Source organism: Gordonia sp. NPDC003950 (assembly GCF_053605205.1).
Genome location: NZ_JBSGIT010000023.1, coordinates 1 through 24,865, shown reverse-complemented (window position 1 = coordinate 24,865; position 24,865 = coordinate 1). Strand labels below are relative to the sequence as shown.

Annotated in this window: 24 protein-coding genes, 4 tRNA genes and 1 pseudogene; 11 read left to right on the top strand and 18 right to left on the bottom strand. The window is 66.8% G+C overall.

Annotated features, from left to right (window positions below; translation table 11 throughout):
- Window positions 1–95 precede the first annotated feature (95 nt).
- The 7 genes from ACWETB_RS18725 (at window position 96) to ACWETB_RS18695 (ending at window position 7,226) form a co-directional block, all read left to right on the top strand.
- Window positions 96–1,496: an MFS transporter gene (locus tag ACWETB_RS18725; protein ID WP_452212842.1), complete on the top strand. Its 1,401-nt coding sequence runs from the start codon at window positions 96–98 to the stop codon at window positions 1,494–1,496.
- A 105-nt stretch (window positions 1,497–1,601) separates the two neighbouring features.
- Window positions 1,602–2,738: a thiolase family protein gene (locus ACWETB_RS18720; protein ID WP_452212840.1), complete on the top strand. Its 1,137-nt coding sequence runs from the start codon at window positions 1,602–1,604 to the stop codon at window positions 2,736–2,738.
- A gap of 28 nt (window positions 2,739–2,766) precedes the next feature.
- Complete coding sequence (locus tag ACWETB_RS18715) at window positions 2,767–3,531, top strand: SDR family NAD(P)-dependent oxidoreductase (RefSeq protein WP_452212838.1); 765 nt, start codon at window positions 2,767–2,769, stop codon at window positions 3,529–3,531.
- Window positions 3,528–5,171: a class I adenylate-forming enzyme family protein gene (locus ACWETB_RS18710; RefSeq protein ID WP_452212836.1), complete on the top strand. Its 1,644-nt coding sequence runs from the start codon at window positions 3,528–3,530 to the stop codon at window positions 5,169–5,171. The genes ACWETB_RS18715 and ACWETB_RS18710 overlap by 4 nt, the downstream gene beginning before the upstream one ends.
- A 48-nt stretch (window positions 5,172–5,219) precedes the next feature.
- On the top strand, window positions 5,220–6,446 hold the full coding sequence (locus ACWETB_RS18705) for an acetyl-CoA C-acetyltransferase (RefSeq protein WP_452212834.1): 1,227 nt from the start codon (window positions 5,220–5,222) through the stop codon (window positions 6,444–6,446).
- 67 nt (window positions 6,447–6,513) lie between these two features.
- Window positions 6,514–6,726 (top strand): helix-turn-helix transcriptional regulator, encoded by a 213-nt coding sequence (locus ACWETB_RS18700; protein WP_452212832.1) that lies wholly within the window; start codon window positions 6,514–6,516, stop codon window positions 6,724–6,726.
- The gene (locus tag ACWETB_RS18695; protein ID WP_452212830.1) at window positions 6,723–7,226 is read left to right on the top strand and encodes a hypothetical protein; all 504 of its coding nucleotides are present in this window, start codon (window positions 6,723–6,725) and stop codon (window positions 7,224–7,226) included. Before ACWETB_RS18700 ends, ACWETB_RS18695 begins: the two co-directional genes overlap by 4 nt.
- A gap of 181 nt (window positions 7,227–7,407) precedes the next feature.
- On the opposite strand, the gene ACWETB_RS18690 is transcribed toward ACWETB_RS18695, so the two are convergent.
- From ACWETB_RS18690 to ACWETB_RS18670, 5 genes are read right to left on the bottom strand one after another with little or no spacing between them, the layout of a single operon-like run.
- Window positions 7,408–8,283, bottom strand: coding sequence for a LysR family transcriptional regulator (locus ACWETB_RS18690; RefSeq protein ID WP_452212828.1), 876 nt, complete (start codon window positions 8,281–8,283; stop codon window positions 7,408–7,410).
- Window positions 8,284–8,286: 3 nt separating this feature from the next.
- A complete protein-coding gene (locus ACWETB_RS18685) occupies window positions 8,287–9,222 on the bottom strand; it encodes a LysR family transcriptional regulator (RefSeq protein ID WP_452212826.1) in 936 nt (311 codons plus the stop codon).
- Window positions 9,223–9,231: 9 nt separating this feature from the next.
- On the bottom strand, window positions 9,232–10,626 hold the full coding sequence (locus ACWETB_RS18680) for a family 1 glycosylhydrolase (protein WP_452212824.1): 1,395 nt from the start codon (window positions 10,624–10,626) through the stop codon (window positions 9,232–9,234).
- A gap of 13 nt (window positions 10,627–10,639) precedes the next feature.
- A complete protein-coding gene (locus ACWETB_RS18675; protein WP_449742028.1) occupies window positions 10,640–11,401 on the bottom strand; it encodes a crotonase/enoyl-CoA hydratase family protein in 762 nt (253 codons plus the stop codon).
- Window positions 11,398–12,522: an MBL fold metallo-hydrolase gene (locus tag ACWETB_RS18670; protein ID WP_449742027.1), complete on the bottom strand. Its 1,125-nt coding sequence runs from the start codon at window positions 12,520–12,522 to the stop codon at window positions 11,398–11,400. Before ACWETB_RS18670 ends, ACWETB_RS18675 begins: the two co-directional genes overlap by 4 nt.
- 130 nt (window positions 12,523–12,652) lie before the next feature.
- Between ACWETB_RS18670 and ACWETB_RS18665 the strand changes: the two genes are divergently transcribed.
- Window positions 12,653–13,846, top strand: a complete 1,194-nt coding sequence (locus ACWETB_RS18665; protein ID WP_452212821.1) for a CaiB/BaiF CoA transferase family protein — start codon at window positions 12,653–12,655, stop codon at window positions 13,844–13,846.
- Window positions 13,847–13,919: 73 nt separating this feature from the next.
- On the opposite strand, the gene menC is transcribed toward ACWETB_RS18665, so the two are convergent.
- Genes menC through ACWETB_RS18650 form a run of 3 tightly spaced genes read right to left on the bottom strand, consistent with a single transcriptional unit; the run spans window position 13,920 to window position 16,855 of the window.
- Window positions 13,920–15,029 carry an o-succinylbenzoate synthase gene (gene menC, locus ACWETB_RS18660; protein ID WP_452212819.1) on the bottom strand — a complete coding sequence of 370 codons (1,110 nt, stop codon included), beginning with the start codon at window positions 15,027–15,029 and terminating at the stop codon, window positions 13,920–13,922.
- Entirely contained in the window at window positions 15,026–15,892 is an 867-nt protein-coding gene (locus tag ACWETB_RS18655; RefSeq protein ID WP_449742024.1) for a GNAT family N-acetyltransferase, read from the bottom strand. The genes menC and ACWETB_RS18655 overlap by 4 nt, the downstream gene beginning before the upstream one ends.
- Window positions 15,893–15,910: 18 nt before the next feature.
- Window positions 15,911–16,855, bottom strand: a complete 945-nt coding sequence (locus ACWETB_RS18650; RefSeq protein ID WP_452212817.1) for an alpha/beta fold hydrolase — start codon at window positions 16,853–16,855, stop codon at window positions 15,911–15,913.
- A gap of 192 nt (window positions 16,856–17,047) precedes the next feature.
- On the opposite strand from ACWETB_RS18650, the gene ACWETB_RS18645 reads away from it, so the two are divergent.
- Window positions 17,048–17,869 (top strand): alpha/beta fold hydrolase, encoded by an 822-nt coding sequence (locus ACWETB_RS18645; RefSeq protein WP_449742428.1) that lies wholly within the window; start codon window positions 17,048–17,050, stop codon window positions 17,867–17,869.
- A 245-nt stretch (window positions 17,870–18,114) separates the two neighbouring features.
- Here the strand turns inward: ACWETB_RS18645 and ACWETB_RS18640 are convergent, their stop codons facing one another.
- From ACWETB_RS18640 to ppk2, 3 genes are all read right to left on the bottom strand, one after another.
- Complete coding sequence (locus tag ACWETB_RS18640) at window positions 18,115–18,666, bottom strand: YceI family protein (protein ID WP_449742022.1); 552 nt, start codon at window positions 18,664–18,666, stop codon at window positions 18,115–18,117.
- Between the two features lie 122 nt (window positions 18,667–18,788).
- Window positions 18,789–19,388 carry an NUDIX hydrolase gene (locus ACWETB_RS18635; RefSeq protein WP_449742021.1) on the bottom strand — a complete coding sequence of 200 codons (600 nt, stop codon included), beginning with the start codon at window positions 19,386–19,388 and terminating at the stop codon, window positions 18,789–18,791.
- Between the two features lie 26 nt (window positions 19,389–19,414).
- Window positions 19,415–20,263 (bottom strand): polyphosphate kinase 2, encoded by an 849-nt coding sequence (ppk2, locus tag ACWETB_RS18630; protein WP_452212814.1) that lies wholly within the window; start codon window positions 20,261–20,263, stop codon window positions 19,415–19,417.
- Between the two features lie 181 nt (window positions 20,264–20,444).
- Between ppk2 and ACWETB_RS18625 the strand changes: the two genes are divergently transcribed.
- The gene (locus ACWETB_RS18625) at window positions 20,445–21,359 is read left to right on the top strand and encodes a cytochrome c oxidase assembly protein (protein ID WP_452212812.1); all 915 of its coding nucleotides are present in this window, start codon (window positions 20,445–20,447) and stop codon (window positions 21,357–21,359) included.
- A gap of 449 nt (window positions 21,360–21,808) precedes the next feature.
- Here the strand turns inward: ACWETB_RS18625 and ACWETB_RS18620 are convergent, their stop codons facing one another.
- From ACWETB_RS18620 to ACWETB_RS18595, 6 genes and pseudogenes are all read right to left on the bottom strand, one after another.
- Window positions 21,809–22,672: a HipA domain-containing protein gene (locus ACWETB_RS18620; RefSeq protein ID WP_452212810.1), complete on the bottom strand. Its 864-nt coding sequence runs from the start codon at window positions 22,670–22,672 to the stop codon at window positions 21,809–21,811.
- Window positions 22,673–22,812: 140 nt separating this feature from the next.
- Window positions 22,813–23,145 (bottom strand): annotated as a pseudogene (locus ACWETB_RS18615) (HipA N-terminal domain-containing protein); the annotation flags it as partial.
- A complete protein-coding gene (locus ACWETB_RS18610; RefSeq protein ID WP_452212808.1) occupies window positions 23,142–23,399 on the bottom strand; it encodes a helix-turn-helix domain-containing protein in 258 nt (85 codons plus the stop codon). The gene ACWETB_RS18610 and the pseudogene ACWETB_RS18615, both read right to left, overlap by 4 nt.
- 151 nt (window positions 23,400–23,550) lie before the next feature.
- A tRNA-Phe gene (locus ACWETB_RS18605) sits at window positions 23,551–23,624 on the bottom strand.
- A 27-nt stretch (window positions 23,625–23,651) separates the two neighbouring features.
- Window positions 23,652–23,728, bottom strand: a tRNA-Asp gene (locus ACWETB_RS18600).
- A 34-nt stretch (window positions 23,729–23,762) separates the two neighbouring features.
- Window positions 23,763–23,835, bottom strand: a tRNA-Glu gene (locus ACWETB_RS18595).
- 181 nt (window positions 23,836–24,016) lie between these two features.
- On the opposite strand from ACWETB_RS18595, the gene ACWETB_RS18590 reads away from it, so the two are divergent.
- Window positions 24,017–24,089: transfer RNA gene (locus tag ACWETB_RS18590), tRNA-Lys, on the top strand.
- Between the two features lie 19 nt (window positions 24,090–24,108).
- Here ACWETB_RS18590 and ACWETB_RS18585 read toward each other — a convergent pair.
- Window positions 24,109–24,651: a hypothetical protein gene (locus ACWETB_RS18585; protein WP_452212806.1), complete on the bottom strand. Its 543-nt coding sequence runs from the start codon at window positions 24,649–24,651 to the stop codon at window positions 24,109–24,111.
- Between the last annotated feature and the right edge of the window lie 214 nt (window positions 24,652–24,865).

Below are 24,865 nucleotides of genomic sequence, written 5' to 3'. Positions count from 1 at the left end.
AGTTGTGATCCAGCGCACTCACTCGAGCATCGCGTGGCGCCGCCACACTCGCTCCCCGGACTTCATCCCCGCCGCCAGAACCCCCGGAGGACCCCATGACCCTCGCCGCCCCCGACGGCACCCCCGAACCGAGAACCACGCTCGCCACGGCCCCGTCCGCCACCGACATCCCGGCCGGCACCCCTGCGGTCGGTCCGGCCGGTGATTTCGGCGAATCGCGCCGCACCGCGTGGGGACTCACCGGCCTCCTGGTGGCGCTCTACGTCGTCAACTACGCCGACAAGGCCGTCCTCGGCATCATCGCCCAGCCACTCGCCGAGGAGATCGGATTGAGTTCGGCGCAGATAGGTTTGGTGGGCAGCCTGTTCTTCCTGACCTTCACCATCGGCGGCTTCTTCGCCGGACTGCTCAACCGCTGGCTCACCCTGAAATGGGCATTGATCCTGCTTGCACTGTGTTGGGGTGTGGCGATGCTGCCGCTGGTGGCGGTCGCGTCCTTCGGCGTGCTCATCGTCAGCCGGTTGCTGCTCGGCCTGGCCGAGGGGCCGAGTTCGGCGCTGCTGCACACGGCCGCCTACTCGTGGCATCCGCCCGCCCGGCGTGGTGTGCCGTCGGCGTTGCTCGCGGGCGCGGCGTCGATCGCCAAGATCGCCATCGCACCCGTCCTGGCCGTCGTCACCGTCAGCCTCGGCTGGCGCGCCGCTCTGATCTGCCTGTCGGTGGCCGGCGTGGTCTGGTGCGTGATCTGGCTGGGTACGTGGCGTGAGGGTCCGTACACCAAGGGCGGCGTGAAGAAGGCGTCGGACCACACTGGTGCCACCGAGGTGGCCGAGGAACCGACGGTGCCGTGGCGCCGGATCGTCACCTCCCGCACATTCGTGTTCGGCGCCTTGCTCGTGATGAGCGTGTACGCGCTGGTGACCGTCGTGCTGACCTGGCTGCCGTCGTACTTCGAGGTCGGCCTCGGCTACAGCCGCGTGCAGGCCGGATCGATGTTCGCGCTGCCCTCGATCGTCGGTCTGATCCTGATGCTGGTGTCGACGTCGGTGGGCGATCGGATGCTCGCGGCCGGGTCGTCGTCACGCAGGGTCCGGGTGATCGTGCCCGCCGCCGGGGTCCTGTTCTGCGGTGCGATGCTGGCGCTGCTGCCGTCGATCGGCACCCCGATCGTCGCCGTGATGGTGGTCTCCGTCGGGTACGGATTCGCCGCGATCGTCTTCCCGCTGCTCAATTCGGCGATCTCCGAGATCTGCCTGCCGCGCCAGATGGCCGGCACCCTGGGAGCGTTCCTCGCGGTGATGGCCATCGGTGGACTCATCGCGCCCTACGCCACCGGGCTGATCGTCGACGCCGCCTCGAGCAAGGCCGCAGGCTATGCCACCGCTTTCCAGATCCTCGGTCTCGTCGCCGCGGTGACCGCGGTGCTGGCGCTGATCTTCGTCGATCCCGACCGCGACAAGAGGGCGATCCGGACCGCCGTGTACGCCGATGCCTGAGGCGTACATAGACCACGGCTATGACCCCATGAACGTGAATCTACTTGTGAAGCAACACCGGTCATGGTGGATTCGAAGGACCGGCAGCAACGGAAGGACACGACCATGACCGACGCAGTGATCGTCGACGCGGTCCGCACACCGATCGGACGACGCGGGGGAGCGTTGTCGGGAATCCACCCGGCCGACCTCTCCGCCCACGTCCTCGAGGCGCTCGTGGGACGCACCGGCATCGAACCGGCCGACATCGACGACGTCATGTGGGGATGCGTCAGCCAGCACGCCGAGCAGGCCGGCAATATCGCACGCACCGCGATCCTGGCCGCCGGATGGCCGGAGAGCGTTCCCGGCACGACCATCACCCGTGCCTGCGGCTCGAGCCAGCAGGCCATCGCGATGGCGGCCGCCGCGGTCATCTCCGGTCAACTCGACGTGGTCGTCGCCGGCGGGGTGGAATCTATGAGTCGCGTCCCGATGGGCAGCGCCGCCCCCAACGGGGAACACCAACCGTCGACCGTCCTCGATCGCTACGGTGTGGACCGCTTCAGTCAGGGCCTCGGTGCCGAGACGATGGCGCGGCGCTGGGATCTCTCCCGCACCCGACTCGACGAATACTCGCTGCGCTCACACGAACTCGCCGCCGTCGCCTCCGACGCCGGAGCTTTCGACGGGCAACTCGCCCCGCTACCCGGGGTGCTCGAGGGAGACGAGGGCATCCGCCGCGGCGGCTCGCTGGAATCGATGGCCAAGCTGCGCTCGGTCTTCGACGAGAATGGAGTGATCCACGCGGGTAACGCCTCCCAGATCTCCGACGGTTCCGGCGCGCTGCTGATCATGTCGAGTGCTCAGGCCGCCGCGCGCGGCCTGACACCGCTGGTCCGCATCCACACCACCGTCGTCACCGGCGACGACCCGGTGGTGATGCTGGCCGGACCGATCCCGGCCACCGCCAAAGCCCTTGCCCGGTCCGGACTCTCGATCGGCGACATCGGCGCCTTCGAGGTCAACGAGGCATTCGCGCCGGTGCCGCTGGCCTGGCAGATCGAGACCGGTGCCGACGAGAAGGCCCTCAACCCCCTCGGTGGGGCCATCGCCGTCGGCCACCCGCTCGGTGGGTCCGGGGCCATCCTCGCGACCCGGCTGGTCCACCACATGCGCAACAACGGTATCGGCCACGGCCTGCAGACGATGTGCGAGGCGGGTGGCATGGCCAACGCCACCATCTACGAACTGCTCGGCTGAACACTCGCCTCAATCCCCAGGAGGATACATGGAACTCAAAGGTCTCTCGACCGCCGTGACCGGCGGGGCGTCCGGTCTCGGACTCGCCACCGCACAACGCATCATCGATGCCGGTGGGCAGGTCACACTCATCGACCTACCCACCTCCGACGGTGCCGCGGTCGCCGAATCACTTGGTCCGGCTGCAGATTTCGCCGCCGCCGACATCACCGACGCCGAACAGTTCGCGGCCGCCCTCGACGTCGCCGACGACCGGGGTGGGCTTCGGGCCCTGGTGCACTGCGCCGGCGCGGGCCGACGCATGCGCATCCTCGACCGCGACGGCAAGGCCGGGTCCGCCGACGACTTCGAGTTCGTCATCCGCCTCAACCTGATCGGCTCCTTCCACGCCCTCTCGCTGGGGGCCGAACGGATGGCCCGCCTCGACGACATCGACGGCGAACGCGGCGCCATCATCATGACCGCCTCGGTCGCCGCCTTCGAGGGCCAGATCGGCCAGATCAATTACAGCGCTTCCAAAGCCGGCATCGTCGGCATGACGCTGGTGGCCGCGCGTGACCTGGCGAGCAAACTGATCCGCGTCAACACCATCGCCCCCGGCACCATGGACACACCGCTGCTGGCGCGTCTGCGGGACGATGTCCGGGCGTCGCTGGCCGCGAGCATCCCCAATCCGTCGCGGCTGGGCAAGCCCTCGGAATTCGGGCAGCTGGCCGTGTCGATCCTGGAGAACAGCTATCTCAACGGCGAGACCATCCGGCTCGACGGCGCCATCCGGATGGCGCCGAGATGAGCGAACTCCATTACCCGGCACTTACTCTCGCCGATCTACCCGACGGGATGGCCCGGCTCTATCCCGGACGTGCGGCGATCGTCGACGGTGACGCCGTCCTCACCTACGACGACCTCGACGCGCGTACCGCCGCGGTGGCCGCCGGGCTGCGGTCGGTCGGGGTGGCCGAAAGAGATGTGGTGGCACTGCATCTCACCAACAGCATCGAGTTCGTCGTCGCCTATTACGGCGCGTTGCGGGCCGGTGCCGCGGTCACGCTGATCAATCCGGCGCAACCGGTTGCGGGTCTGCGGGCCCAACTCGTCGAGACCTCCGCCGTGGCGGCGTTCACCGGAACGACGCAACTCGACACACTGCTGACCGCAGCCGATTCCGCGTTGCGCGCGGTGATCCAGGTGGACGCCGAGATTGCCCCGACCGGGGTCATCACCCTCGCCGAACTCACCGCCGATGCCGGCGAAGCGCCCGAGCTGACGATCACCGGGGACGACGTCGCGCACCTCGCCTTCACCGGCGGCACCACCGGGGTGTCCAAAGGTGTCCAGGTGTTGCACCGCAATGTGATCGCCAACGCCACGCAGATGATCGCCTGGCGGGCCGGGCATGCCGTGATCGAGGACGCCGACGGTGGATTCGTCCTGCAGCCGAGGGAGGATACGAATCGCGGCGTGGCACCGGGAGCGGCGGCGACCGTGGTGGTCTCACCGCTGTTCCATGCCCACGCCCTGATCAACATGTCCTTCCTGCTGCTGTGTGGCGCCACCCATGTGCTGGCGGTGGCCGGTGCGCAACGGTTCGATCCGGCGCGGATGCTCGAGCTCATCGAGACCCACCGCGCCACCTACATCACCGGGAGTCCGACGATGTGGCATGCGCTGGCCGCGCATCCGGACATCGCGACCCGGGACCTGTCGTCGGTGCGGGTGGTCTCGTCGGGGGCCGCACCGATCGACCACGTCACCCTCGAGCGGTTGGCCGCCGCGTTCCCGCACGGCTCGGTGGTGGAGGGTTACGGTCTGACCGAGGCCACCTGCCTGGTGTCGTCGGCGCCACTGACCGCCGGTGCATCGGGGGTCGGTGGGTATCGTTTCGGCAGTGTGGGATTGCCGACCTTCGACACGCGGGTGCAGATCCGCTCGCTCGACGATCAGGCGACGGTGCTCGCACCGGGCGAGCGGGGCGGACTCTGGGTGCGCGGCCCGCAGGTGACCGCCGGCTACCTGAATCATCCCGACATCTCCGCCGCGCAATACGTCGACGGGTGGCTCGACACCGGAGACATCGCCTATCTCGACGACGACGGCTATCTCTACATCTGCGACCGCGCCAAGGACATGCTGATCTACAAGGGGTACAACGTGTATCCGCGTGAGCTCGAGGAGATCCTGGTGACCCACCCCGACATCTCCAGTGCCGCGGTGGTGGCGCGCGAGGCGGGCGCGACGGGGCAGGAGCCGGTGGCCTTCGTGGTGGCCGAGGGCGGTCACGACGTCGATCCCGATGCCGTCATCGGTTTCGTCGCCGAACAGGTGTTGCCGTACAAGAAGATTCGCGACGTCATCGTCGTCGATGCGCTGCCGACCTCGGCGGCCGGGAAGATCCAGAAGGTGGCGTTGCGGGCGCAGCTCGCGGCATCCTGACGAAGCACGACATTCTTTTCATCGTTCACGAAGGAGAAGGGCAGACCCATGCGCGACGTGGTCATCTGTGAACCGGTTCGCACCCCGATCGGCCGCTACGGCGGCATGTTTCAATCGTTGACCGCCGTCGGGCTGGGGGTGACCGCATTGTCCGGCCTACTCGAGCGCACCGGTATTGCGCCGGACGTCGCCGAGGATGTGATTCTCGGGCACTGCAACGGCAACAGTGAGGCGCCGGCCATCGGCCGAGTGGTGGCGCTGGACGCCGGACTGCCGACGACGGTACCCGGCATGCACATCGACCGCCGATGCGGATCCGGCCTGCAGGCCGTCATCCAGGCCGGCCATCAGGTGGCCGCCGGTGACAACGATCTCGTGATCGCCGGTGGTACCGAGTCGATGAGCAACGCGTCGTTCTACTCGGTGGACATGCGTTGGGGCGGGGCGCGCACCGGAATCGTTATGCACGACAGCCTCGTGCGCGCACGATCCACCGCCGGAGGCAAGAACTACCCGGTGTCCGGCGGGATGATCGAGACCGCCGAGAACCTGCGTGCGGAGTACGACATCTCCCGCGCCGAGCAGGACGAACTCGCGGTGGAATCCCACCAGCGGGCCGTCCGCGCACAGAAGGACGGCATCCTGGCCGAGGAGATCATCCCGGTCACCGTCCGGAACCGGAAGAGCGAGAACGTCATCGACACCGACGAACATCCGCGTGCCGACATCTCGCTCGAGGCACTGTCGGGTCTGCGGCCGATCATGGGCAAAACCGACCCCGACGCCACGGTGACCGCGGGCAATGCCAGCGGCCAGAACGACGCCGCGTCGATGTGCATCGTCACCACGTCCGACGTCGCCGAGAAGCATGGGCTGCGACCGCTGGTGCGGCTGGTGTCGTGGGGTCTGGCAGGTGTGCCGCCCCGCACGATGGGTATCGGTCCGGTCCCGGCCACCGAGAAGGCCTTGGCCAAAGCGGGTTTGGCGTTGTCGGACATCGACGTCATCGAGCTGAACGAGGCATTCGCGGCGCAGGCCCTCGCGGTCACCCGGGAATGGGGTTTCGGCCGGTTCTCCACCGACAGTGCCGATTTCGCGCGCACGAATGTCCACGGCTCCGGGATCTCGCTGGGCCATCCGGTCGGTGCCACCGGCGGCCGCATGCTCGCCTCCCTCGCTCGGGAACTGCACCGCCGCGAGGCCCGGTACGGTCTCGAGACGATGTGTATCGGCGGTGGTCAGGGACTCGCGGCAGTCTTTGAGCGGGTGGGCTGACAGCCGCGCCCAGAGATCCGTGTAAAGCCCGCTTGACATATCATGTCAAGCGGGCTTTACTCGTGGCATGGCGGATGGGGAGTCACCAGTACGGGTGGCGCGGATCCGGAACGCCATGCGACAGGCCGATCTGGCATCGGCGGTCGGGGTGAGCAGGCAGACGATCGTGTCGCTGGAGCGTGGCGATTACGCGCCGTCGGTGTACTTGGCGTTGCGGATCGCACGAGCTCTCGGTGCGACCGTGGAGGAACTGTTTCCGCTCGATGATCGGAAGGAATGACATGGGTTCAGCACGAAAAACTCTCCCGAATCTCGTCCTCGGACCCGAAGACGCCTCCTGGGGGGGATGAACGAGAACGGGCGGTCCTGCTCGAGGGCTACGCCTACATCTATTCGGTGATGGCGGTTGCGCTGTGGATCCTCTCAGCGGTGGCTGCCTGGTTCATCCCGATCTGGGTCACGATCGGCTTGTGGCTGGTACTGATCGTGCCGGCGATGGAATGGCAGCGGTTTGCCAAGGCGCGTGGCGTCGACGCGCAATCGCTGGTCTACGCTCGTGCCTCACGGCGACGCGTCCTCGGTCTCGGCGTGATCACGGGAGCGTGTTCAGTGTCCATGGCCCTCGCGGTCATCCTCGAGATCACTCCGTCCGGCGACTCGGCCACGATCGTCGGAGCGATAGTCGGCGGGGTGGCCGGCGGCACGGCCGCCTACCTGTTTGCGCGACATCGGGCAAAGAGATCGGAGATTCGTCGGATCGCCGACGACCTGGATTCCTGAGGAGGCGGCGGCCGTCACTCCCGCTGGTCGAGTGCGCACGCGAAGCGAGCTCGTCGTGTGTCCGCCGGGCCGAGCTTGTCGAGGTCGAGACCACCGCAATCCGAAAACCTCACGCACGCAACAGCACTCAACCGTGGAACCTCCTCGACCCCGACATGCCCGACTCGGCGGATACGGCTCCTCAGCCTCCGATCATCGCCCGCGCGGTATCGGCAAACGCCTGACCCGCCAACGACAGAGCGCCCGGATCGAAGACGAGCGCGAAGGTCCGCGCGAAACGCGGACTCATCGGGCGCACTACGGCGCGGTCGGCGACAGCTTCGGCGATCTGCCGTTCGAGGAGGCTGCCGCCGATCCCGGCGAGCACCATCGGCAACCGTTCCTGCCGATGCGCGGAGATCACCGCGAGGGGTAGTCGAACCCCGGATTCGCGGATGGCGCTTTCGATCTCGTTGGCCACCGAGCCGCCCCTCGGGACAAAGATCATCGGAATGAGTGGCATGTCCGCCACCGCCACCGGACCGTCAGGAAGCTCGGTGCCCGGTGGGCAGACCAGCCAGTACTCGTGCTCACCGAGCACGATGGCGTCGAGATCGTCGGACACCGTGGACAAGTGGGTGATCACGAACTCGCAGCGACCCTCCTCGAGCATGGTCGCGGCCAGTTCCTCGTCGCGAAGATCGCCCAGATGAACGGTGACACTGGGATGGTCGAGCCGAAAGCGCTGGATCAGGTCGGTGACGGCTTGTCCCTCGACAAAGGGCGAGGCCAGGATCTCCACCCGGCCGGTCACCTCACCGCCGGCCGCCGACAGTGCATCGTCGACGGCGCCGACGTCGCGGATGATCTGCCGTGAGCTACCCACCAGGGCGCGGCCGGCGGAACTCGGCACCATACCGCGACCGATGTGGTGGAACAGTTGCACCCCGAGCTCCCGTTCCAGAGCCCGAAGTGCTTGGGACACAGTCGGTTGGGTGACGCCCAACGCGGTGGACGCGCCGCCGATGCCGCCGTGCTCGACGACGGCGAGGAAGTACTCGACCTGACGTAACTCCACGGCTCACCACACCGCCACGTCGTCGAGTGGACCGGGATCCGAGCCGGGTGCCGACGGCGAACCGAGCACACCGCGCGCGGTGGCGATGAACGCCGCCGCCGCGGGCGACGGTTGACCGGACCGCAGGACCAGGCCGTAGTGGCGTCGCAACGGCGGCCGCAACTCGTAGACGGGCAATGGCGGTGCCTCGTCGGCGGCCACCGCCCGCGGCGCGATGGTCGCACCGACCCCGCGTGACACCAGATCCCACGTCACGTTGGGATGTGCCGAATCCACGACCACGTTGCGGGCGCCGTCGGCGACGATCCCGGCGAAAACCGCGGCACTGGCCTGATCGGACAGATCGACAATCAACGGCAGGTCACGAACACGCGCGTGTGACAGTCTGCCGTCGGCGTCGGGTAGGTCGTCGTCGACGATGCCCGGTGCGGCGACCAGCACCAACTCCTGCGTCCCCAGCGGCACCGCGGTGAAACTCGCATGGTCGGCGTCGGAATCCATCACCCCGATCTCGGCGTCGCCGCTGCGCAGCGCGGTGAGGATGCCGGCGGGGCCGTCGGCGGCGGTGATCCGCACCAGGACGTGATCGAATCGCGTGCGGAAGGCCCGTACCAGCGACACCAGCGGATCGATCGCGAAGGAGGCATCCGCGACGATATCCACACGTCCCGAACGCAATTCGCGGACCGCCGCGACCTTGGCCTTGGCGCGGTCGACGTCGGTCAGGATGCGTCGCGCGGCCACCTCCACCCGGCGTCCGGCGTCGGTGAGTTCGAGGCGACGGCCGGCGCGGTCGAACAGGGTGACACCGAGACGACGTTCGAGGGTGCGGATGGCCTGCGACAGCGACGGCTGCGAGATGTAGAGCGCCTGAGCCGCCTTGGTGATGCCGCCGTGGTCGATGACTGCGACGAAGTAGGTGGCGAGATGCAGGTCCACCCGTCGATCCTAGGCCAACCGCGCCCGTGGCCCGGCCACCACCGACGGCGACGTCCAGGACTGTGGCACACGGGCGAAGGAGCCGGTGGCCGGGGCCATCACGGGGCGATACCCCGCGGGCGGGCCGTGGCGTGCGGTCATCTCCCGATAGGCCTCGACACCGGTGGTGGGCTTGCGCGTCAGGGTCGGATCTGTCAGCACGTCGACCTGATACAACCCGAAGCGTGAGTCATAGGTACCCCACTCGTAGTTGTCGGTGATCGCCCAATGGTTGTAGCCGACGACGGGCAGTCCCTCGCCGCGGGTCCGCTGAAGCCAGAACATCGTGTCGCGGATGAAGTTTCCGCGGGTATAGCCGTCGGCCCGCGGTTGGCCGTTGTCGGTGGGCATCCCGTTCTCGACGATGTACAGCGGCTTGCCGGGGAACGCCCGGGCGTAATGGTGGCACGCCTGATAGATGTCGTCGGGTTGCGGTGTGATCCGGGCGAACTCGCTTGTCGCACCGTAGATCGCGGTGAGGTTGCTGAGCGCGGCACCGTAGTAGTAGTCAATCCCGATGAAGTCGAGAACGTCGACGACCCGATCGAGGAACATCGCGTCGGTCACCGGCGTCACCGCAGGCAGGAACGCCTCGTTGACGGCGACGCGTGCCTTCGGGTTCGCTGCGTGCGCCACCCGGTGGGCGATGCGATGCCCCTCGGCGACGGCATCGAGGAACCGCGGCAGATCGCCGGCAGTGATCGCGCCGATCTCCATCTCGTGGCCGTAGAACACGAGTGGCTCGTTGAAGCTGATCCACATCGTGCAGGCTTCGGCGTAGCGGGCGGTGATCATGCGCGCATATCGCTCGAAGTCACGCAGGGTGTCCGAAGCGAGGAACCCGCCCTGATCGGCCACCCACCCGGGGTACACGTAATGCACCAGGGTGATCATCGGGCTCATAGCCAGCGACCGGATCGTCGAGATCACCGCGTCGTAGTAGGCGAGCGCCGTCGGATCGTAATGTCCGCGGCGCGGTTCCACGCGCGCCCATTCGATGCCGAGCCGGAACGTGTTGAGCCCCAAACCCTGTGCGAGTCGTAGGTCCTCGGCGTAGCGGTGCCGGAAGTCGACGGCAGAACGTACCGGATCGACGGTGCCCGCGGCAGCCGCGCGGTCGGTGTAGCGGCGCCAGTTGGAATCCGGGTTGAATCCCTCGCATTGGAAACCCGAACTGGCGACGCCGAAGTGGAAGCCGTCCGTCCACCCGGGAACCGGTGCCGCGGAGACAAACGATGAATCATTCAGTGCGGCAACGGCCTTCGATACCACCGGGGTGCCGGCCATCAACCCGGCAATACCCATGCCGGCACCGGTGAGAAGGCGTCGGCGCGATAGGCCGGGGCCGGATGGGGGCGGGATCATACGAGCATAGTAGTCAGCTCCCGGTCCACTTCGGGGCACGTTTCTCGGCGAAGGCCAAAGCGCCTTCTTGTGCGTCGGCGGAGGCGAAGATCGGGTCGAGGACACTGCGCTGTGCGGTGACGAGGTCGGGATCGGTGTAGCGGATCGCCATGCCGACGACCTCCTTGGTGGCGCGGACCGCGAGCGGGCCGTTGGCGGCGATGCGTGCGCCGAGTTCCCGCGCGCCGTCGAGCGCCCCGCCGGGGGCGGTGAGGACGTTGACCAGGCCGGCATCGTGCGCACGCTGGGCGGTGATCGGGTCTCCGGTGAGGGCGATCTCCATGGCCAGCTGATAGGGGAGGATCTTCGGCAGCCGCAGCAGGCCGCCGGCAGCGGCTGCGAGTCCGCGCTTCACCTCCGGCAGACCGAATTTCGCGTTGTCGGCGGCGACAATCAGATCCGCGGACAGGGCCAGCTCGCAACCACCGGCCAGGGCCCAGCCCTCGACCGCGGCGATCAACGGTTTGCTCGGCGGCTTCTCGGTGATGCCGCCGAAGCCGCGACCGGGAACGCTCGGAACCTCGCCGCGGGTGAAGGCCTTGAGGTCCATTCCGGCGCAGAAGGTTCCACCCGCTCCGGTGAGGATTCCGACGGTGATGTCGTCGCGGGAATCGAACTCGTCCATGGCGGCGGCGAGGAGTTCGGCGACCTCGCTGTTGACCGCATTGCGCGCCTCGGGGCGGTCGATGGTGAAAACGGCGACGCCGTCGGCGAATTCGGTTGTGACCGGACTCATCGGGAGATGTCCTCTCGGGAAGTGGAATGCGATGGTGTGGATGTCGACGCGATCGGGAACCACCCGATGGGTTCGGTGCCGACGCCCTTGATGAGTCCGCGTTCGGCCAATACCAACAGGTGGGCATTGGTCTCGCGCAACGCCATTCGGCTCAGAGGTAACGACAGCTGCTCGAACGGCCGTGACCAGGTGACCGACCGGGTGATCTCCCAGGCGGTGGATCCCGGTGCGTTGGTGATGGTCTCGGCGATCTCGGTCAGCCGCTCCTCATGATGGGACAGCAGGTCGGTGACGCGGTCGGACAGGCCGCGGAATCGGTACTCGTGCGACGGCATCGCCTCGAGATCACCGAGGTGCTCGGTATTGGCCAGTGAGGTCAGATAGTCGGCGAGTGGACTCCGGCTCTGGAACGGGTTGGTGGAGACGTTCGGACTGATCCGGGGGAGCAGATGATCGCCGGTGAAGATCACCCCGGCGTCGTCGTCGGCGAAACACAGATGCCCGGCCGTGTGACCGGGTGTCCAGATCGCGCGTAGGTTCCAGCCGGGGATGTCCAGGGGTTCGCCGCCGTCCAGTTCGACGTCCATCGTGCGGCCCTTCGGTAGACGCACGATCTCACGGATTCCGGCGTCGACGATCTCGGTGGGAGCGCCCAGATCCACGAGATCGAGCTGGGCGTCGGTGACTTGGCGGGCCACCTCCTCCTCGTCGTGATGACGCAGGAACCGGGCGTCGTTGCGGTGCATACCCAGCCGCGGATCGGTGTGCTCGAGCAGACGGGGGACCAGACCGAAGTGGTCGGGGTGCAGGTGGGTGATGAAGACATCGGTGATGTCGGAGAGGTCGTGCCCGGTGGCATGAATCCCCGCGACGAGGGTGTCCCACGACTCGTCGGTGTTCCAGCCGGTGTCGATGAGAGCCAGTCCACCGTCGGCGGTGACCAGCGCGTACACCAGGATGTAGCGCAGCGGATTGCCCGGCATCGGCACCGGAACGGAGAACAGGCCGGGACGGACCTCCTCGACCGGTGGGAGAACCTTCTCAGCCCATGCCTCGCGCTGTCGGTGGCCGGTGACCACCACCGACAAGCCCGTCGGCTCGGTATCCGATGCAGTGCTCATCGATCCATACGATCACGGGATAGGTGCATCGGGCAACCATTTCTGGGCTCATACATCGTGAGGTAAACCCTATGTGTCCCAGATGTGCTCGGACGTTGACACCGCAGGGTGCGACGGTCAGGGTGGCGCAGTGGGCTTCGATGATGCGACCTCTGCTGACCCCGCCGGTGACGCCGGCGCCGACGGCGGGTTGCCGTTGGCCGGCTTGACGGTGGTGGCCGTCGAGCAGGCGGTTGCCGCGCCGCTGGCCACCCGGCACCTTGCCGACCTCGGGGCGCGCGTCATCAAGGTGGAGCGGGTCGGGGAGGGGGATTTCGCCCGCAACTACGACGCCGCGGTCGAGGGTTTGGCGTCGCATTTCGTGTGGCTGAACCGCGGTAAGGAGTCCTTTGCGGTCGACCTCAAGTCCGAGCTGGGTAAGCAGCAGGTGCGCCGCCTCATCGGCCGCGCCGATGTCTTCCTGCAGAATCTTGCGCCGGGCGCCGCGACCCGCCTCGGGTTGGATGCGGGCACACTGCGGGCCGGTCATCCCGAACTCATCGTGGTCGACATGAGCGGCTACGGCACCCATGGCCCGATGTGTGACCGGAAGGCCTACGACATGTTGGTGCAGGCCGAGGCCGGACTGATCTCGGTGACCGGTACCGCCGAGCACGCCACCAAGACCGGCGTACCGACCTCCGACATCGCCGCCGGGATGTACGCGCTCACCTCGATCCTGTCGGCGCTGGTGCGTCGCGGCGTGACCGGCCGCGGCGCAAGCATCTCGGTGTCGATGTTCGACGCCACTGTCGAGTGGATGGGCCACGCCATGTACATCCAGATGTACGAGGATCGGCAGATCCCACGCTGCGGGGTGGGGCATGCCGCGATCGTTCCCTACGACGCCTACCCGACGCGCGACGGCGAGATCCTCATCGGCGTTCAGAACGACCGCGGTTGGCGCGCTCTGGTGACCGACGTGTTCGGTCGCCCCGACCTCGCCGACGACCCGCGCTACGCCACCAACATCGAGCGGGTCGCCCGCCGCGGCGAGGTCGACGGACTCGTCGCCCACTGCACCCGCGACTTCTCCGGCGCCGACCTCGACGAGCGGTTGGCGAAGGCCGGCATCCCGGCCGCCCAGATCCGCGACGTCGCAGGTCTGGTGGAACATCCCCAACTCTCCGCCCGCGACCGATGGCGCACCGTCGACACGGAGATCGGCTCGATCCGAGCACTGTTGCCGCCCATCACCTTTGACGACGTCGAACTGTCGATGGGTGCGGTCCCCGCCCTCGGTGAGCACACCGATGCCATCCTCGCCGAACTCGACGACGAGTAGCGAACCGTCCGCGCGAACCGGTTGCAAAAAGTGGGGGAAGAATCTTCTTCCCCCACTTTTGTCACCCCGGGGCTCATGGCCCGGTGATCCACTCACTCCACGTGGTCAGGGCCGCCAGGGTATCGGTCAGTGGTGTGACGCCGATGCCCGGTCCGGTAGGAACGGTCATCCGACCATCCTGTGCCGCAAAGGGTTCGGTGATGTCGGTGTGGAAGTAGCGTGCCGACGAGGAGATGTCGCCGGGCAGGGTGAAGCCCGGGAGTGAGGCCAGTGCGAGGTTGGCGGCGCGGCCGATTCCGGTCTCGAGCATGCCGCCGCACCACACCGGGATTCCGTGCGCGGCGCAGACGTCGTGGATGCGGGCCGCCTCGAGGTATCCGCCCACGCGGCCCGGTTTGATGTTGACGATGTCGACCGCCCCGCGGGTGATCGCGTCGGCCGCCCCCGCGGCCGACAGAATGGATTCATCGAGACACACCGGTGTCGTCGAGATCTGGCGCAGCCGTGCGTGACTGGCGATGTCCTCCTCGTCGAACGGCTGCTCGATGAGCAGGAGGTCGTACTCATCGAGGCGGGTCAGATGACGCAGATCGGCCGGACTGTAGGCGGTGTTGGCGTCGACCTGTAATGGGAGGCGTGGACCCCAGCGGTCTCGCACGGCCGCGACCGGCTCCACATCCCACCCGGGCTGGATCTTCAGTTTGATTCTGCCGTAACCGGATTCGAGATATCCGGAGACCTCGTCGAGCAGGGCGCCGATGTCGTCTTTGATGCCGACGCTCACCCCGACCGGCACCGACGTCGCGGTACCGCCGAGTCGGGACGCCAATGACATCCCCGCCGACCGTAATTCGGCGTCGAGGACCGCTGCCTCCAACGCCGCCTTGGCCATGCGGTGTCCCTTGATGTGGGCCAGGCGTGGCGCCACCGCAATCGCAGTCAGGTCGTCGGCGTTGGTCACCGCCGGAATCAGGAAGCGCCGCAGGACGTCTATCGCTCCGTCGGTGTACTCCGACGAATACACCGGCTCGTCGATACTGACGCATTCACCCCACCCCTCCGCGCCCGGGGTGACCACCCGCACGAGAAGGGCGTTGCGGCTGCGCTCGACGGCGAAGGATGTGCGAAATGGTGACACCAGCGGGAGTTCCACCCGCCGCAACTCTACTCCGGTGATCTTCACGACGCTCCGTTCATCGGGTTGCGTTCACGCTCGGTTGCCGGACCGAAGACATAGCACCCCGATCGCAGGAAGCTCACCGGACGGACCGGCCCATCGGACAGCAACGGCGACAATGCGTCTCGCGTCACCTGCCGCCAGCGTGACGCCGCTACGGGATGTACTCGACGCATCGCCTCGATGTCCCGCGGAATCTCCACCAGCACGGTGTCCCCCGGACCGGGCTCCTCGGTGCCCGATATCGGATGCGCCGGGTCCATCGTGTCGATCGCAGCGACCCCGCCGGCGGCACGGAGATCGCCGACGGGGTCGATGGCGTTGCGGCCCACCGTGTCCGGTCCATCGATCGCCCAGCTCATCACCATCCGGTCGGATTCGTCCATGCCGCCGAGTTCGTCGCCGATCGCGCCATAGAAGTCACGGTGATAGGCCACCGGTACGGCACCGAGTTTGGCGATATTGAAGTAGGCGTTGCGTGCCACCAGCGGATCGAAGGTCCAGGTGATTCGCGACAGTCCCTGCGCGCGCGCCCAGTCACGCTGATGCAGTTTGAGCGCGAATCCGACCCGACGTCCGGTGCCGCGGCGCGACACCCCGGTCATGTGACTGTGCAGAACCTCGCCGACCGGGGCGCCGAAGAAGGCGACGGTCCCGCCGGCCAGTTCGCCGTCGACATACGCTCCGACGACGTAGTTGCCGGCGTGCGACAACGCCTTGAGCATGTCGACGCTCACCGGACGATTCGTCGGATCCGGGTGCCACACATCGTCGAACACCCGGGTGAGCGCATCGAGGTCGTCGGTGGAACTCAGTTCGCGAATCCGGACGCCCGGAAAGTCGTTGGGGAATTTGGAGTCTGCGGTCATGGCGGGCCCACTACCTGGTCAGGGCTCGATGAGAAGTCCGGCGGGTTCCTCGGCGGCGTCAGCGGAATCCCATAGGGCCATCAGTTCGGCGAGGATCTGGGTCGAGGCACCCAGCGCACTGAGGTGACTCTCACCGGGAAGCTCGTACAGCTTGGCATCACTCAACAGCGAAACCATATGTGTTCCATGAGCATACGGGATGATGTGGTCGTGATCGCCGTGCCACCACCGCACCGGGGTGGAGATGTCGGCGACGCGGAAACCCCAGTCGCGGGAGAACGCCAGGATGTCGGCGAACGGCGCGTCCATCCGGCGGCTCCCGCCGTGGAGCAGGTCGTCGAGGAACATCGCCCGGAACTCCGGGCGGGCGAGCAGTTCCCGGTCGGCGCGCGGAGACAGTTGCCCGTAGAGGCGGATCGCGGGATCGGCGATGGGCCGGGCCACGCCCAGGAACGAGCTGATGACCTTGCCCACCGGTGCGCCCGCCACACCGACGATCGGTGCGGCGAGTGTCCCCAGTCGCATCGCCCCGCCACCGATGGCCTCGGGGCCGACGGTCGGTGCCACGCCGCCGACGATCCCGGCGGCCACCACCCGGTCGGGGAAGGCGTAGGCGGAGGCCAGGGCGTACGGGCCGCCGCCGGACATGCCGATCACCGCGAACCTCTCGATGCCCAGTGCCTCGAGTACCGGTTCGAGATCGGCGGGAAAGTCGGCGACCTTCTGGTAGCGGTGGGCAGTGGAACTGCCGACACCGGGCCGGTCGAGGCCGATCAGACGGATGTGGTTCTCGGCGGCGTAGGCGCGCGCCTCGGTCGGGATCTGCCTGCGTGCACCCGGCGTGCCGTGTAGCCAGATCACGGCGCGGCCGGTAGCCGAACCGAACTCGGCGAAACCGATACGGCGTCGTCCGGCGTCTACGGCCACCGAACCCTCGATCTTCGGGCGGTCGATTTCCATCATGTGATCAGGATCGCACTTTGGCCGCGTAGGGGCGTAGTCGGGGTTGACGCGCGGCGTCTCGTCCCCAGGTCCCCGGAAGGATTGTCGCGTACCGTCGTACTGGTGAGTACGTCAGTGGTGGAGCGGGTGGCACGAGCCTTACCGTTGGGGCAGTCGCCCTACCCGCGGGTCCGTGATCTGCCAACCGGCCGCATGGTCGAACTCCCGGGTCGGGGCGCCACCTTCGTCACCGATTCCGGTCCGGCCGACGCCCCGGTGATCATCTTGCAGCACTCGGTGATGACGACCGGCCTGTTGTGCTGGTACCCGACCATCCCCGAATTGAATCAGCGGTACCGGGTAATCACGCTCGACCACCGCTGGCACGGCCGGGGTATCCGGTCCACCGAGTTCAACCTGCTCGACTGCGCCGACGACGTGGCGGCACTGGCCGATGTCCTGGGCGTCGAACGCTTTGTCGCAGCCGGGTTCTCGATGGGTGGTGGCATCTCGCAGCTGGCGTGGCGTCGGCATGCCGATCGCGTCGCCGGCCTGGTGCTGTGCTCGACCGGACCGTTCTTCAGTACGCACGATCCGCGGCTGCGTGAACAGGCCAATCGCACCGGTCGCCTCCTCAAACCGGTCTACAAGGTGATCCCGCGATCATCGGGCCAGACCCTGGACAAGCCGACCTCCAACACCGTGGTGTGGGGGATGCGCCAGTTCCTGTCCACGCCGCTGTCGCACACCGGTGACTTCGGAGAAGGCCTGGGTCGCTTCGATTCTCGTGACTGGCTGCACCAGATCGACGTTCCGACGGCGGTGGTCGTCTCGACTCGAGACAAGACCGTGTCGCCCGAACGTCAGCAGCTCCTGGTTGACGGCATCCCCGGGGCGCAACGGTTCGACGTCGACGGCGGGCACGCCTGCTGCGTTCTCGGCGCTGACAAGTTCGTCCCGCAGTTCCTCGATGCGGTCGACGCGGTGGTGACCGCGGCCGATCTGAGTACACGGCCACGGCTCATCCTGCCCTGAGGTCGCCTCGGCCATCCGGGTTGATTCGCCGGTCGGCGGCCACGATCGGCGCCGTCGCCGGATCGGGCGGTAGGTCGATCCTGCGGTAAGTCGGCCGGCGCATCGGCATCGCCACGACCCCACATACGACGAGACCGATACCGCAGTCGGGGGTCGCGGTATCGGTCTCGTGTGCGATGACGCCGATCGGTTCGTCACCGCTCCCTGTGAGAAGGGAGTCTCAGAATATCAAGTGGCCTGCGATTTCAGGAAGGCTGAACGGCCTCGATTTCGAGGGTGATGGTGATCTTGTCGCCGACGACCACGCCGCCGCCCTCGAGCGGCATCTCGATGTCGATGCCGAAGTCCTTGCGGTTGATGACGGTGTTGGCCTCGAAACCGGCGACGGCGCCGTGTCCCATGCCCGGGTTCTGGCCGTTGAACTCGAGATCGAGCTCGACCTGCTTGGTGACGCCCTTGAGGGTGAAGTCACCGACGAGCTTGTAGTCGTCGCCGGCGGGGCGGACGTCGGTGGAGACGAAGGTGGCGGTCGGGAACTTCTCGGCGTCGAAGAAGTCGGCCGACTTGATGTGCCCGTCACGCTGGGCGTTTCCGGTGGTGATGGAGGTGACGTCGATCTCGGCCTGCACCGACGGGGTGCCGTCCTCGGCGACGGTGATGGTGCCGCTGAAGGTGTCGAACTTGCCGCGGACCTTGCTGACCATCAGGTGCTTCACGGAGAAGCCGACGGTCGAGTGGGTCGGGTCGATGGTCCAGGTGCCGGCGGCGATCGGTGCGGTGACGGTGGGGGTGCTCATGGTGGCTCCTACGCTCGGTTGGTGATGCTGGGTGGTCTCTGGGCCGTCGTGACCCATCACCGAGCATAACCGGACCGCGGTCCGATTTCATTCCCGGATCCGCGAAAATTCTTTCCGAAGGTCTATGACCAGGCGAAAACCGGTTGCTCGTATCCGTCGACGCGCGTGTTGCGACCGCGCAGGCATACCTCGGCGAACTGATGAATGACCGCGGCCGTCGGCGCGTGGACCAGGGCGCCGACGATCGGCAGCTGGATGACCGGACGCGGGGACTCGGGGATCGACAGGAACCGCGGAGTGACCAGGACGTCGTCGAGAGGCACGAAAAACAGTTGCGCCACCTCGTCCGGGTTGGGCGTGGGATCCTCGGTAACCCCCGCCCAGCAGACGACCGGGGTGATCACGAATCCCGAGCGGGTCGGGTAGTCGTCGAGCAGACCGACGACGGCATCGTCGTCGAGTGCGATGCCGATCTCCTCCTGCAGTTCGCGCAACGCGGCCGTCGGGGCGTCCTCGCCGGCGTCGCACCGGCCACCCGGAAGGGCGAACTGCGCCGCATGCCGACGCATCGTCGCCGGACGCTTCATCAGCCAGATGCCGAGGGTGCCCTCGCGTTCGGTGACCACGACGGCCACCGCGGCGGCGGTGCCGGGGAGCTCGGTACCGCGGCGGTCGAAGGCGTCCAGGCGTGCGGTCAGGGTGTCTCGATCGGGATGGGTCACCCGTTCAGTTGACCACGCCGGCGGCGTCAGTACGGCGTCGCGATCCGGCGCAACGGAAGGTCGGCGGCGCGATACTCGCCGACCGTCCGTTCCGGCAGCGTGATGTCGAGGGGCTCCAGCGGCGTGTAGGGAACTTGCTCGAGCAGATGGTGGATGACGTTGAGGCGTCCGCGCTTCTTGTCGTCGGTGTTGGCGACGTACCACGGCGCCCAGCCGGTGTCGGTGGTGCGGAACATCTCGTCACGCGCCCGGCTGTAGTCATCCCGATGTGTGTAGGACTTCAGGTCCATCGGGGAGAGCTTCCAGTACTTGCGCGGGTCATCGATCCGCCCCTGCAGCCGCAGTGTCTGCTGTTCCTCGCTGACCTCGAGCCAGTACTTGAGCAGAATGATCCCGGAGGCGACCACGGCCTTCTCGAAGCCGGGGGTGTCGGCCAGGAACTGCTTGCTCTGCTCCTCGGTGCAGAATCCCATGACGCGTTCGACGCCGGCACGGTTGTACCAACTGCGGTCGAAGATCACCACCTCGCCGGCAGCCGGCAGATGCGGCACGTACCGCTGGATGTACATCTGCGACTTCTCGCGTTCGGTGGGGGCGGGCAGCGCCACGACGCGGAATACCCGTGGACTGACCCGCTCGGTGAGCGCCTTGATCACCCCGCCCTTACCGGCCGTGTCCCGGCCCTCGAAGACGATGCAGATCTTGGCCCCGGTGGACTTCACCCATTCCTGCAGGGCAACGAGCTCGGCGTGGAGGGGCTTGATGAGCTTGCGAAACTCCTTGTTGGTCATGGGTTCACGGTCCGGTGATGGCGGAACCTGCTGAATCGCCACCGGTTCGTGGTGCTTGTTGTGCTTGTGCTTCTTCTTGCCCATGTCCCGACCTCCGCGTCGACGATCCGTGGATCCACCCTATTCCACCGGTGATCGCCTGCGGCGTCATCTGTGGCAATCGATGCCCCAATCTTGCCCGCGTTGTCTGAGTCAACCGAATCCGGTTGCAGTCCTGCATTTTACGAGTCGATTACCCGGTACCCGGTGTGCGCATACTGGTCGCGTGTCATCGACGCTTGCCCCACTGACACTCACCACGGCGTTCACCTCGTGGCGGGCCGACCTGACGCTGCTCCCCGTCGTGGCGATAGCGCTCATCTACTCGTGGGGTGCGCGCCGCGCCGGAATCGGGTGGCGGCCGGCCGGTGCGTTCGCGGCGGGTGTCGTGCTGTGGGTCGTCGGAGCGTGCAGCTTCGTCGGCGTGTACGCCGACACCCTGTTCTGGGTGCGGTCGCTGCAGTTCGTCGTGGTGTTGCTCGCCGTGCCATTCTGTCTGGCCCTCGGCCGGCCGGTATCGGTCCTGCGTCGGGCCCTCGGACCCGATCGCGCATCACTCGTCGACGATGCGCTCGCCTTGAGGGCCGTTCGCGTCCTCGCATCGCCGATGGTGACGTCGGCGGGAGTGGTGCTCATGCCCTGGCTGATCTACCTGACCGGCTGGTATCCGCTCGTGCTGCGCTCCGACGCTATCGACGTGCTCACCCGAATTCTGCTGGTGCTCTGCGGCTTCGGCTACTTCTACGCACGGCTGCAACTCGATCCGGTGCCGCGACGATACCCGCAGGGTCTGTCGTTGCTGATCACCCTCGCGGAGACGTTGGGTGACGGCGTTCTCGGTGTGGTGATGTGGCAGGGGCCGCTGATCGCGGCGACGTACTATGAGGCGCTGCACCGGACCTGGGGTCCGTCACTCCGCACCGATCAGACCATCGGTGCGGGTGTCTTCTGGATACTCGGTGACCTCATCGGGCTTCCGTTCCTGCTGGTGTTGTTTCACCGATTCCGGCTGGACGAGCGAGATCGCGCCGACACGGTGGACGCCGTGCTCGACCTGGCCGATGACGGCGAGGACACCCCGGTTGCGTCAACCGGCCTGTGGTGGCAGGCCGATCCGCAATTGCAGCGGCGGTGGCGCTGAGCGTCCCCCGGGACTACCCGGTGCCGGGCCCGTACACCGTGCGGTACGAGATCGCGGTCAGGATCTCGATGGCGGTGTCGTCGTCGGGGCGTGCCACGCCGATGTCTCCATCGGTGGCAAGCCATGTGTAACAGAAGGATTCGAGGGTTGTGACCAGGGTGAAGGCAAGCGCGTCGAGCGGCAGGATGGGTGGTCCCGGCCGCTGATCTGATCACCGTGGGTCCGGGATCGCCGGTCGCCTGGCCGGGTCTCCGGTCAAGCGCTCGCCGGCACCAAGACGTTACTCAACCAGATCTGGGATCACGATCTGGCCGGTGCGCTGCGCGCCGAGACCGCAATCAGCTCCGGGTGATTGCCGGTGATGCTGCCCGCGAAGGTATCTCGGTGTTTGGCGCTGCGTCGCCCAATCGGTGACCTGAGTCGGTCAGGGGCCTGCGGTCGCCGGTCGGTCACGGTGTGTGCCGACGCGCAGTCGCCTCGTCGAGAGTGGGCCTTCGTGAACGGGAACCGTTGTCGCCCAGAGGTTGCCCCGATTCCAGGCGTCGGGCCCGGTCGGTGATGGTGGTGATGAGGTGATCCGACGGCCAACCGGAGGTCACCTCGTCGGGCAGTGATTCCAGCCCCGCCCGGACTCCGGCGACGAGGTCATCGATGGCCGCTTGAGCGTCAGCCTCCCGCAAGAGCATCGCCCTTGCCTCGGCGATCAGGGCGGCGCGGTCGACCTTCGCCAACGAAGTCTGGCCGCCGATGGGCAGTGCCATCCGTGCGGACAGTTCGGGGTAGTAGAGGGTACACAGCGAGTCATAGATGGGGGCGACGGTGGCGGAGCCGCCGCGCAACAGCAGGGAGTAGTTCTTTCCGTGGCCATCCTCATCGCCCACCAAAGCCCGGAACGCCACTTGGCGGAAGAGTCTGAGCACCTCGTGCCCTGGTGAATCGGCGAACTCACGCAGGATCCGCGCCATGCGCTCCGAGGGTCGTCCCACGTGGTACTTGTCCTTCGGTCGTATCCCGAGCGCCTGGCACATGTCCTCCTGGTGGATGCGGGTGATCGACCCGTCCTCGCCGACCGTCCGGTCGTATCGTGTGGTCACGAATGTGCTTCTGCCGCCGATTGACTCGACCCAGAGATCGGTGTCGGACAATCTGCATGTCCGCGCGAGTGTCATCACCAACGCCTCATTCTCGGCGCTGTGACTCCAGACGGTCGCGGGTTTGAGGATGTGGGTGGACGGATAGCCGTCCAGCGGTGTGCACCAGTCGTCGCCCACCCGGGTGAGCAGTACCTTGTCTTGCGCTCCGCCGAGGGACATGCGAACCCCCTTGCCCGGTCCGCACCCAGGGGCCGGACCGGAAGATCGACGATGAGCGAACCGAGTTCTTCGACGGTCAACGGTGCGGATGGTCGAGCATTGGCCGAAGGCGGCTCGCCGGCCGGGAGGACGGACACGGCTCCCGCACAGTCCCTTCCGTACTCCGCCAACAGTCTGATCGAGTCGGCGGCGGTCTCGGGTGCACCCGACGAATCCAGGCCTACGCCGTGCAGATGCGCGGCCGCGATCTGCAACGCCCGTCCTTCTGGCAGCAGGCCCTCGAGAAAGGCGCGTGAGGCGGCGGGTGGGTTTGCTCCTGGTAGCGCGGGCAGTGAGCACGACAGGATCGGGTCGCCCTGCTCGTAGGCTTCGGTCGCGGTATCGGTGTAGGTCACCATGACCTTGCGGCCTCGAGATGTCGTCGCGGCCGTCGCAACGATCACGCCGTCGAGCCAGATGTCCAACTCGGTCATTCGCCGGCCGGGCGTCGACGGCGAGGACGGACCGCGAGTTCGAGTTCCAGTGCGGCGAGCACATCGAAGAGCCGGTCGACGGCCTTGGTGGCGTCGCCGTCCTCCATCTGAGCCAATGTGTAACGGTTGGTGCTCGAGATGTCGGCGAGATCGGATTGGGTCATGCCGCGTGACTGACGTGCGGCCCGGAGGACTCGGCCGAGTGCGGAAGCGGATCGGACCCGCACATCGTCGAAACCCTCGGATGTTGACATATCGCCACATTACGAACCTCGGATGCTGATGTCAAGAAAATGCCACATGAGATGGGTATGTGCCCGATGTCAAGAAAACAGCACATCAACTGACTCGCTGCGAGATGTGGTGCAACAGAGAAAGCCCCGACCGAAGTCGGGGCAATATCTGTGGCCAGGGCCGGGATCGAACCGGCGACCTTCCGCTTTTCAGGCGGACGCTCGTACCAACTGAGCTACCTGGCCGGAAGGTCCGGTGCATACCGAAACCTTTGGCGACCCTGACGGGACTCGAACCCGCGACCTCCGCCGTGACAGGGCGGCGCGCTAACCAACTGCGCCACAGGGCCATGTTCAGTTATCTGCCGGTCGAAACCCGCAGCGTACCCCCTACGGGATTCGAACCCGCGCTACCGCCTTGAAAGGGCGGCGTCCTAGGCCGCTAGACGAAGGGGGCCGGTTCTCCGTTAGGAGGCGCTCCGTTGGGAGCCGACTTAGATTAGGACACCGCGCGGAGAAAACACAAATCGCCATGTCAGAGCGGGTTTCTCGATCATGACACGCACGGGGCCGACCGTCCGCACCGACGTCGGATCCGACCGGGTAAACTCGCATCCGCCTTCGTTAACCGAAGGACTGCCCCTATAGCTCAGTTGGTAGAGCTACGGACTTTTAATCCGCAGGTCGTAGGTTCGAGCCCTACTGGGGGCACCGCGGGTGCCGACGAGAGTCAGAGCATCCCGGGCCGCATCGCCTCGACGACGACGTCGACGGGCGGAGATCCGATTCCGTAGGCCGTCCACGACGCAGCCTGTGCAGCGTCGTCGGTACGTTCGATCCGCGTTCGGCCGGCTCGATACGCGATCAGCTTGAGTCCCTTGTGCTCCCAGGGCATGGGAGCCGGCAGTGCGGCAACATTGCGCCACATCTCACGTGCCCGATGATGGTCTGACTGCGACAGCTTGCCCGCGTCCGCGCTGTAGGCGATCACCGCGGACTGATATGACCTTCGGCCGACCCGTGCCAGCCCCAGCACGACGCATCGCCAATCGGGCAGTGTCCTGTCGGCGACGACCTGCAGGTCGGTCGCGATGTCGGCGACGATCTCCTTCTCGTGGCGGCCCGACGCATAAGGATTGGCCGGCCGCTCATCGGGTCCGTACGACTCGAGCCGGCAGATCAGCTCACCGCCGGGGTCGAACAAGCCGTCGTCGGCACTGGCGTGTCGCGCTCGGCCGCCGTCGAAGGTTGTCGAGCAAGTGCAGGTGGTCACGCATCAAGACCAGCGAGGCATGGGTGTCTCGGGCCTTGCCGCCCTCGGTGAGCGCCGGCGTGTAGGCGTGGCACTCGTCGTAGGCGAGGGTCCCGCACACCTCGTCGAGCAGCCTGAACTCAGACATCCCATGCGGTATCTCTGTCAAGCGGCAGCGGTTTGGGTCGTTGGGGGCCAGGCAGTTTCCTCGTCGTAGACAGTCGCGTGGGCCAAG

Bases quoted from the DNA above. Each gene is read 5' to 3' on its own strand.
- ACWETB_RS18725 (WP_452212842.1), top strand. From the start codon at position 96: ATGACCCTCGCCGCCCCCGACGGCACCCCCGAACCGAGAACCACGCTC.
- ACWETB_RS18720 (WP_452212840.1), top strand. From the start codon at position 1,602: ATGACCGACGCAGTGATCGTCGACGCGGTCCGCACACCGATCGGACGA.
- ACWETB_RS18715 (WP_452212838.1), top strand. From the start codon at position 2,767: ATGGAACTCAAAGGTCTCTCGACCGCCGTGACCGGCGGGGCGTCCGGT.
- ACWETB_RS18710 (WP_452212836.1), top strand. From the start codon at position 3,528: ATGAGCGAACTCCATTACCCGGCACTTACTCTCGCCGATCTACCCGAC.
- ACWETB_RS18705 (WP_452212834.1), top strand. From the start codon at position 5,220: ATGCGCGACGTGGTCATCTGTGAACCGGTTCGCACCCCGATCGGCCGC.
- ACWETB_RS18700 (WP_452212832.1), top strand. From the start codon at position 6,514: ATGGCGGATGGGGAGTCACCAGTACGGGTGGCGCGGATCCGGAACGCC.
- ACWETB_RS18695 (WP_452212830.1), top strand. From the start codon at position 6,723: ATGACATGGGTTCAGCACGAAAAACTCTCCCGAATCTCGTCCTCGGAC.
- ACWETB_RS18680 (WP_452212824.1), bottom strand. From the start codon at position 10,626: ATGATCCCGCCCCCATCCGGCCCCGGCCTATCGCGCCGACGCCTTCTC.
- ACWETB_RS18675 (WP_449742028.1), bottom strand. From the start codon at position 11,401: ATGAGTCCGGTCACAACCGAATTCGCCGACGGCGTCGCCGTTTTCACC.
- ACWETB_RS18670 (WP_449742027.1), bottom strand. From the start codon at position 12,522: ATGAGCACTGCATCGGATACCGAGCCGACGGGCTTGTCGGTGGTGGTC.
- ACWETB_RS18655 (WP_449742024.1), bottom strand. From the start codon at position 15,892: ATGACCGCAGACTCCAAATTCCCCAACGACTTTCCGGGCGTCCGGATT.
- ACWETB_RS18650 (WP_452212817.1), bottom strand. From the start codon at position 16,855: ATGATGGAAATCGACCGCCCGAAGATCGAGGGTTCGGTGGCCGTAGAC.
- ACWETB_RS18645 (WP_449742428.1), top strand. From the start codon at position 17,048: ATGGTCGAACTCCCGGGTCGGGGCGCCACCTTCGTCACCGATTCCGGT.
- ACWETB_RS18640 (WP_449742022.1), bottom strand. From the start codon at position 18,666: ATGAGCACCCCCACCGTCACCGCACCGATCGCCGCCGGCACCTGGACC.
- ppk2 (WP_452212814.1), bottom strand. From the start codon at position 20,263: ATGGGCAAGAAGAAGCACAAGCACAACAAGCACCACGAACCGGTGGCG.
- ACWETB_RS18620 (WP_452212810.1), bottom strand. From the start codon at position 22,672: ATGTCCCTCGGCGGAGCGCAAGACAAGGTACTGCTCACCCGGGTGGGC.
- ACWETB_RS18610 (WP_452212808.1), bottom strand. From the start codon at position 23,399: ATGTCAACATCCGAGGGTTTCGACGATGTGCGGGTCCGATCCGCTTCC.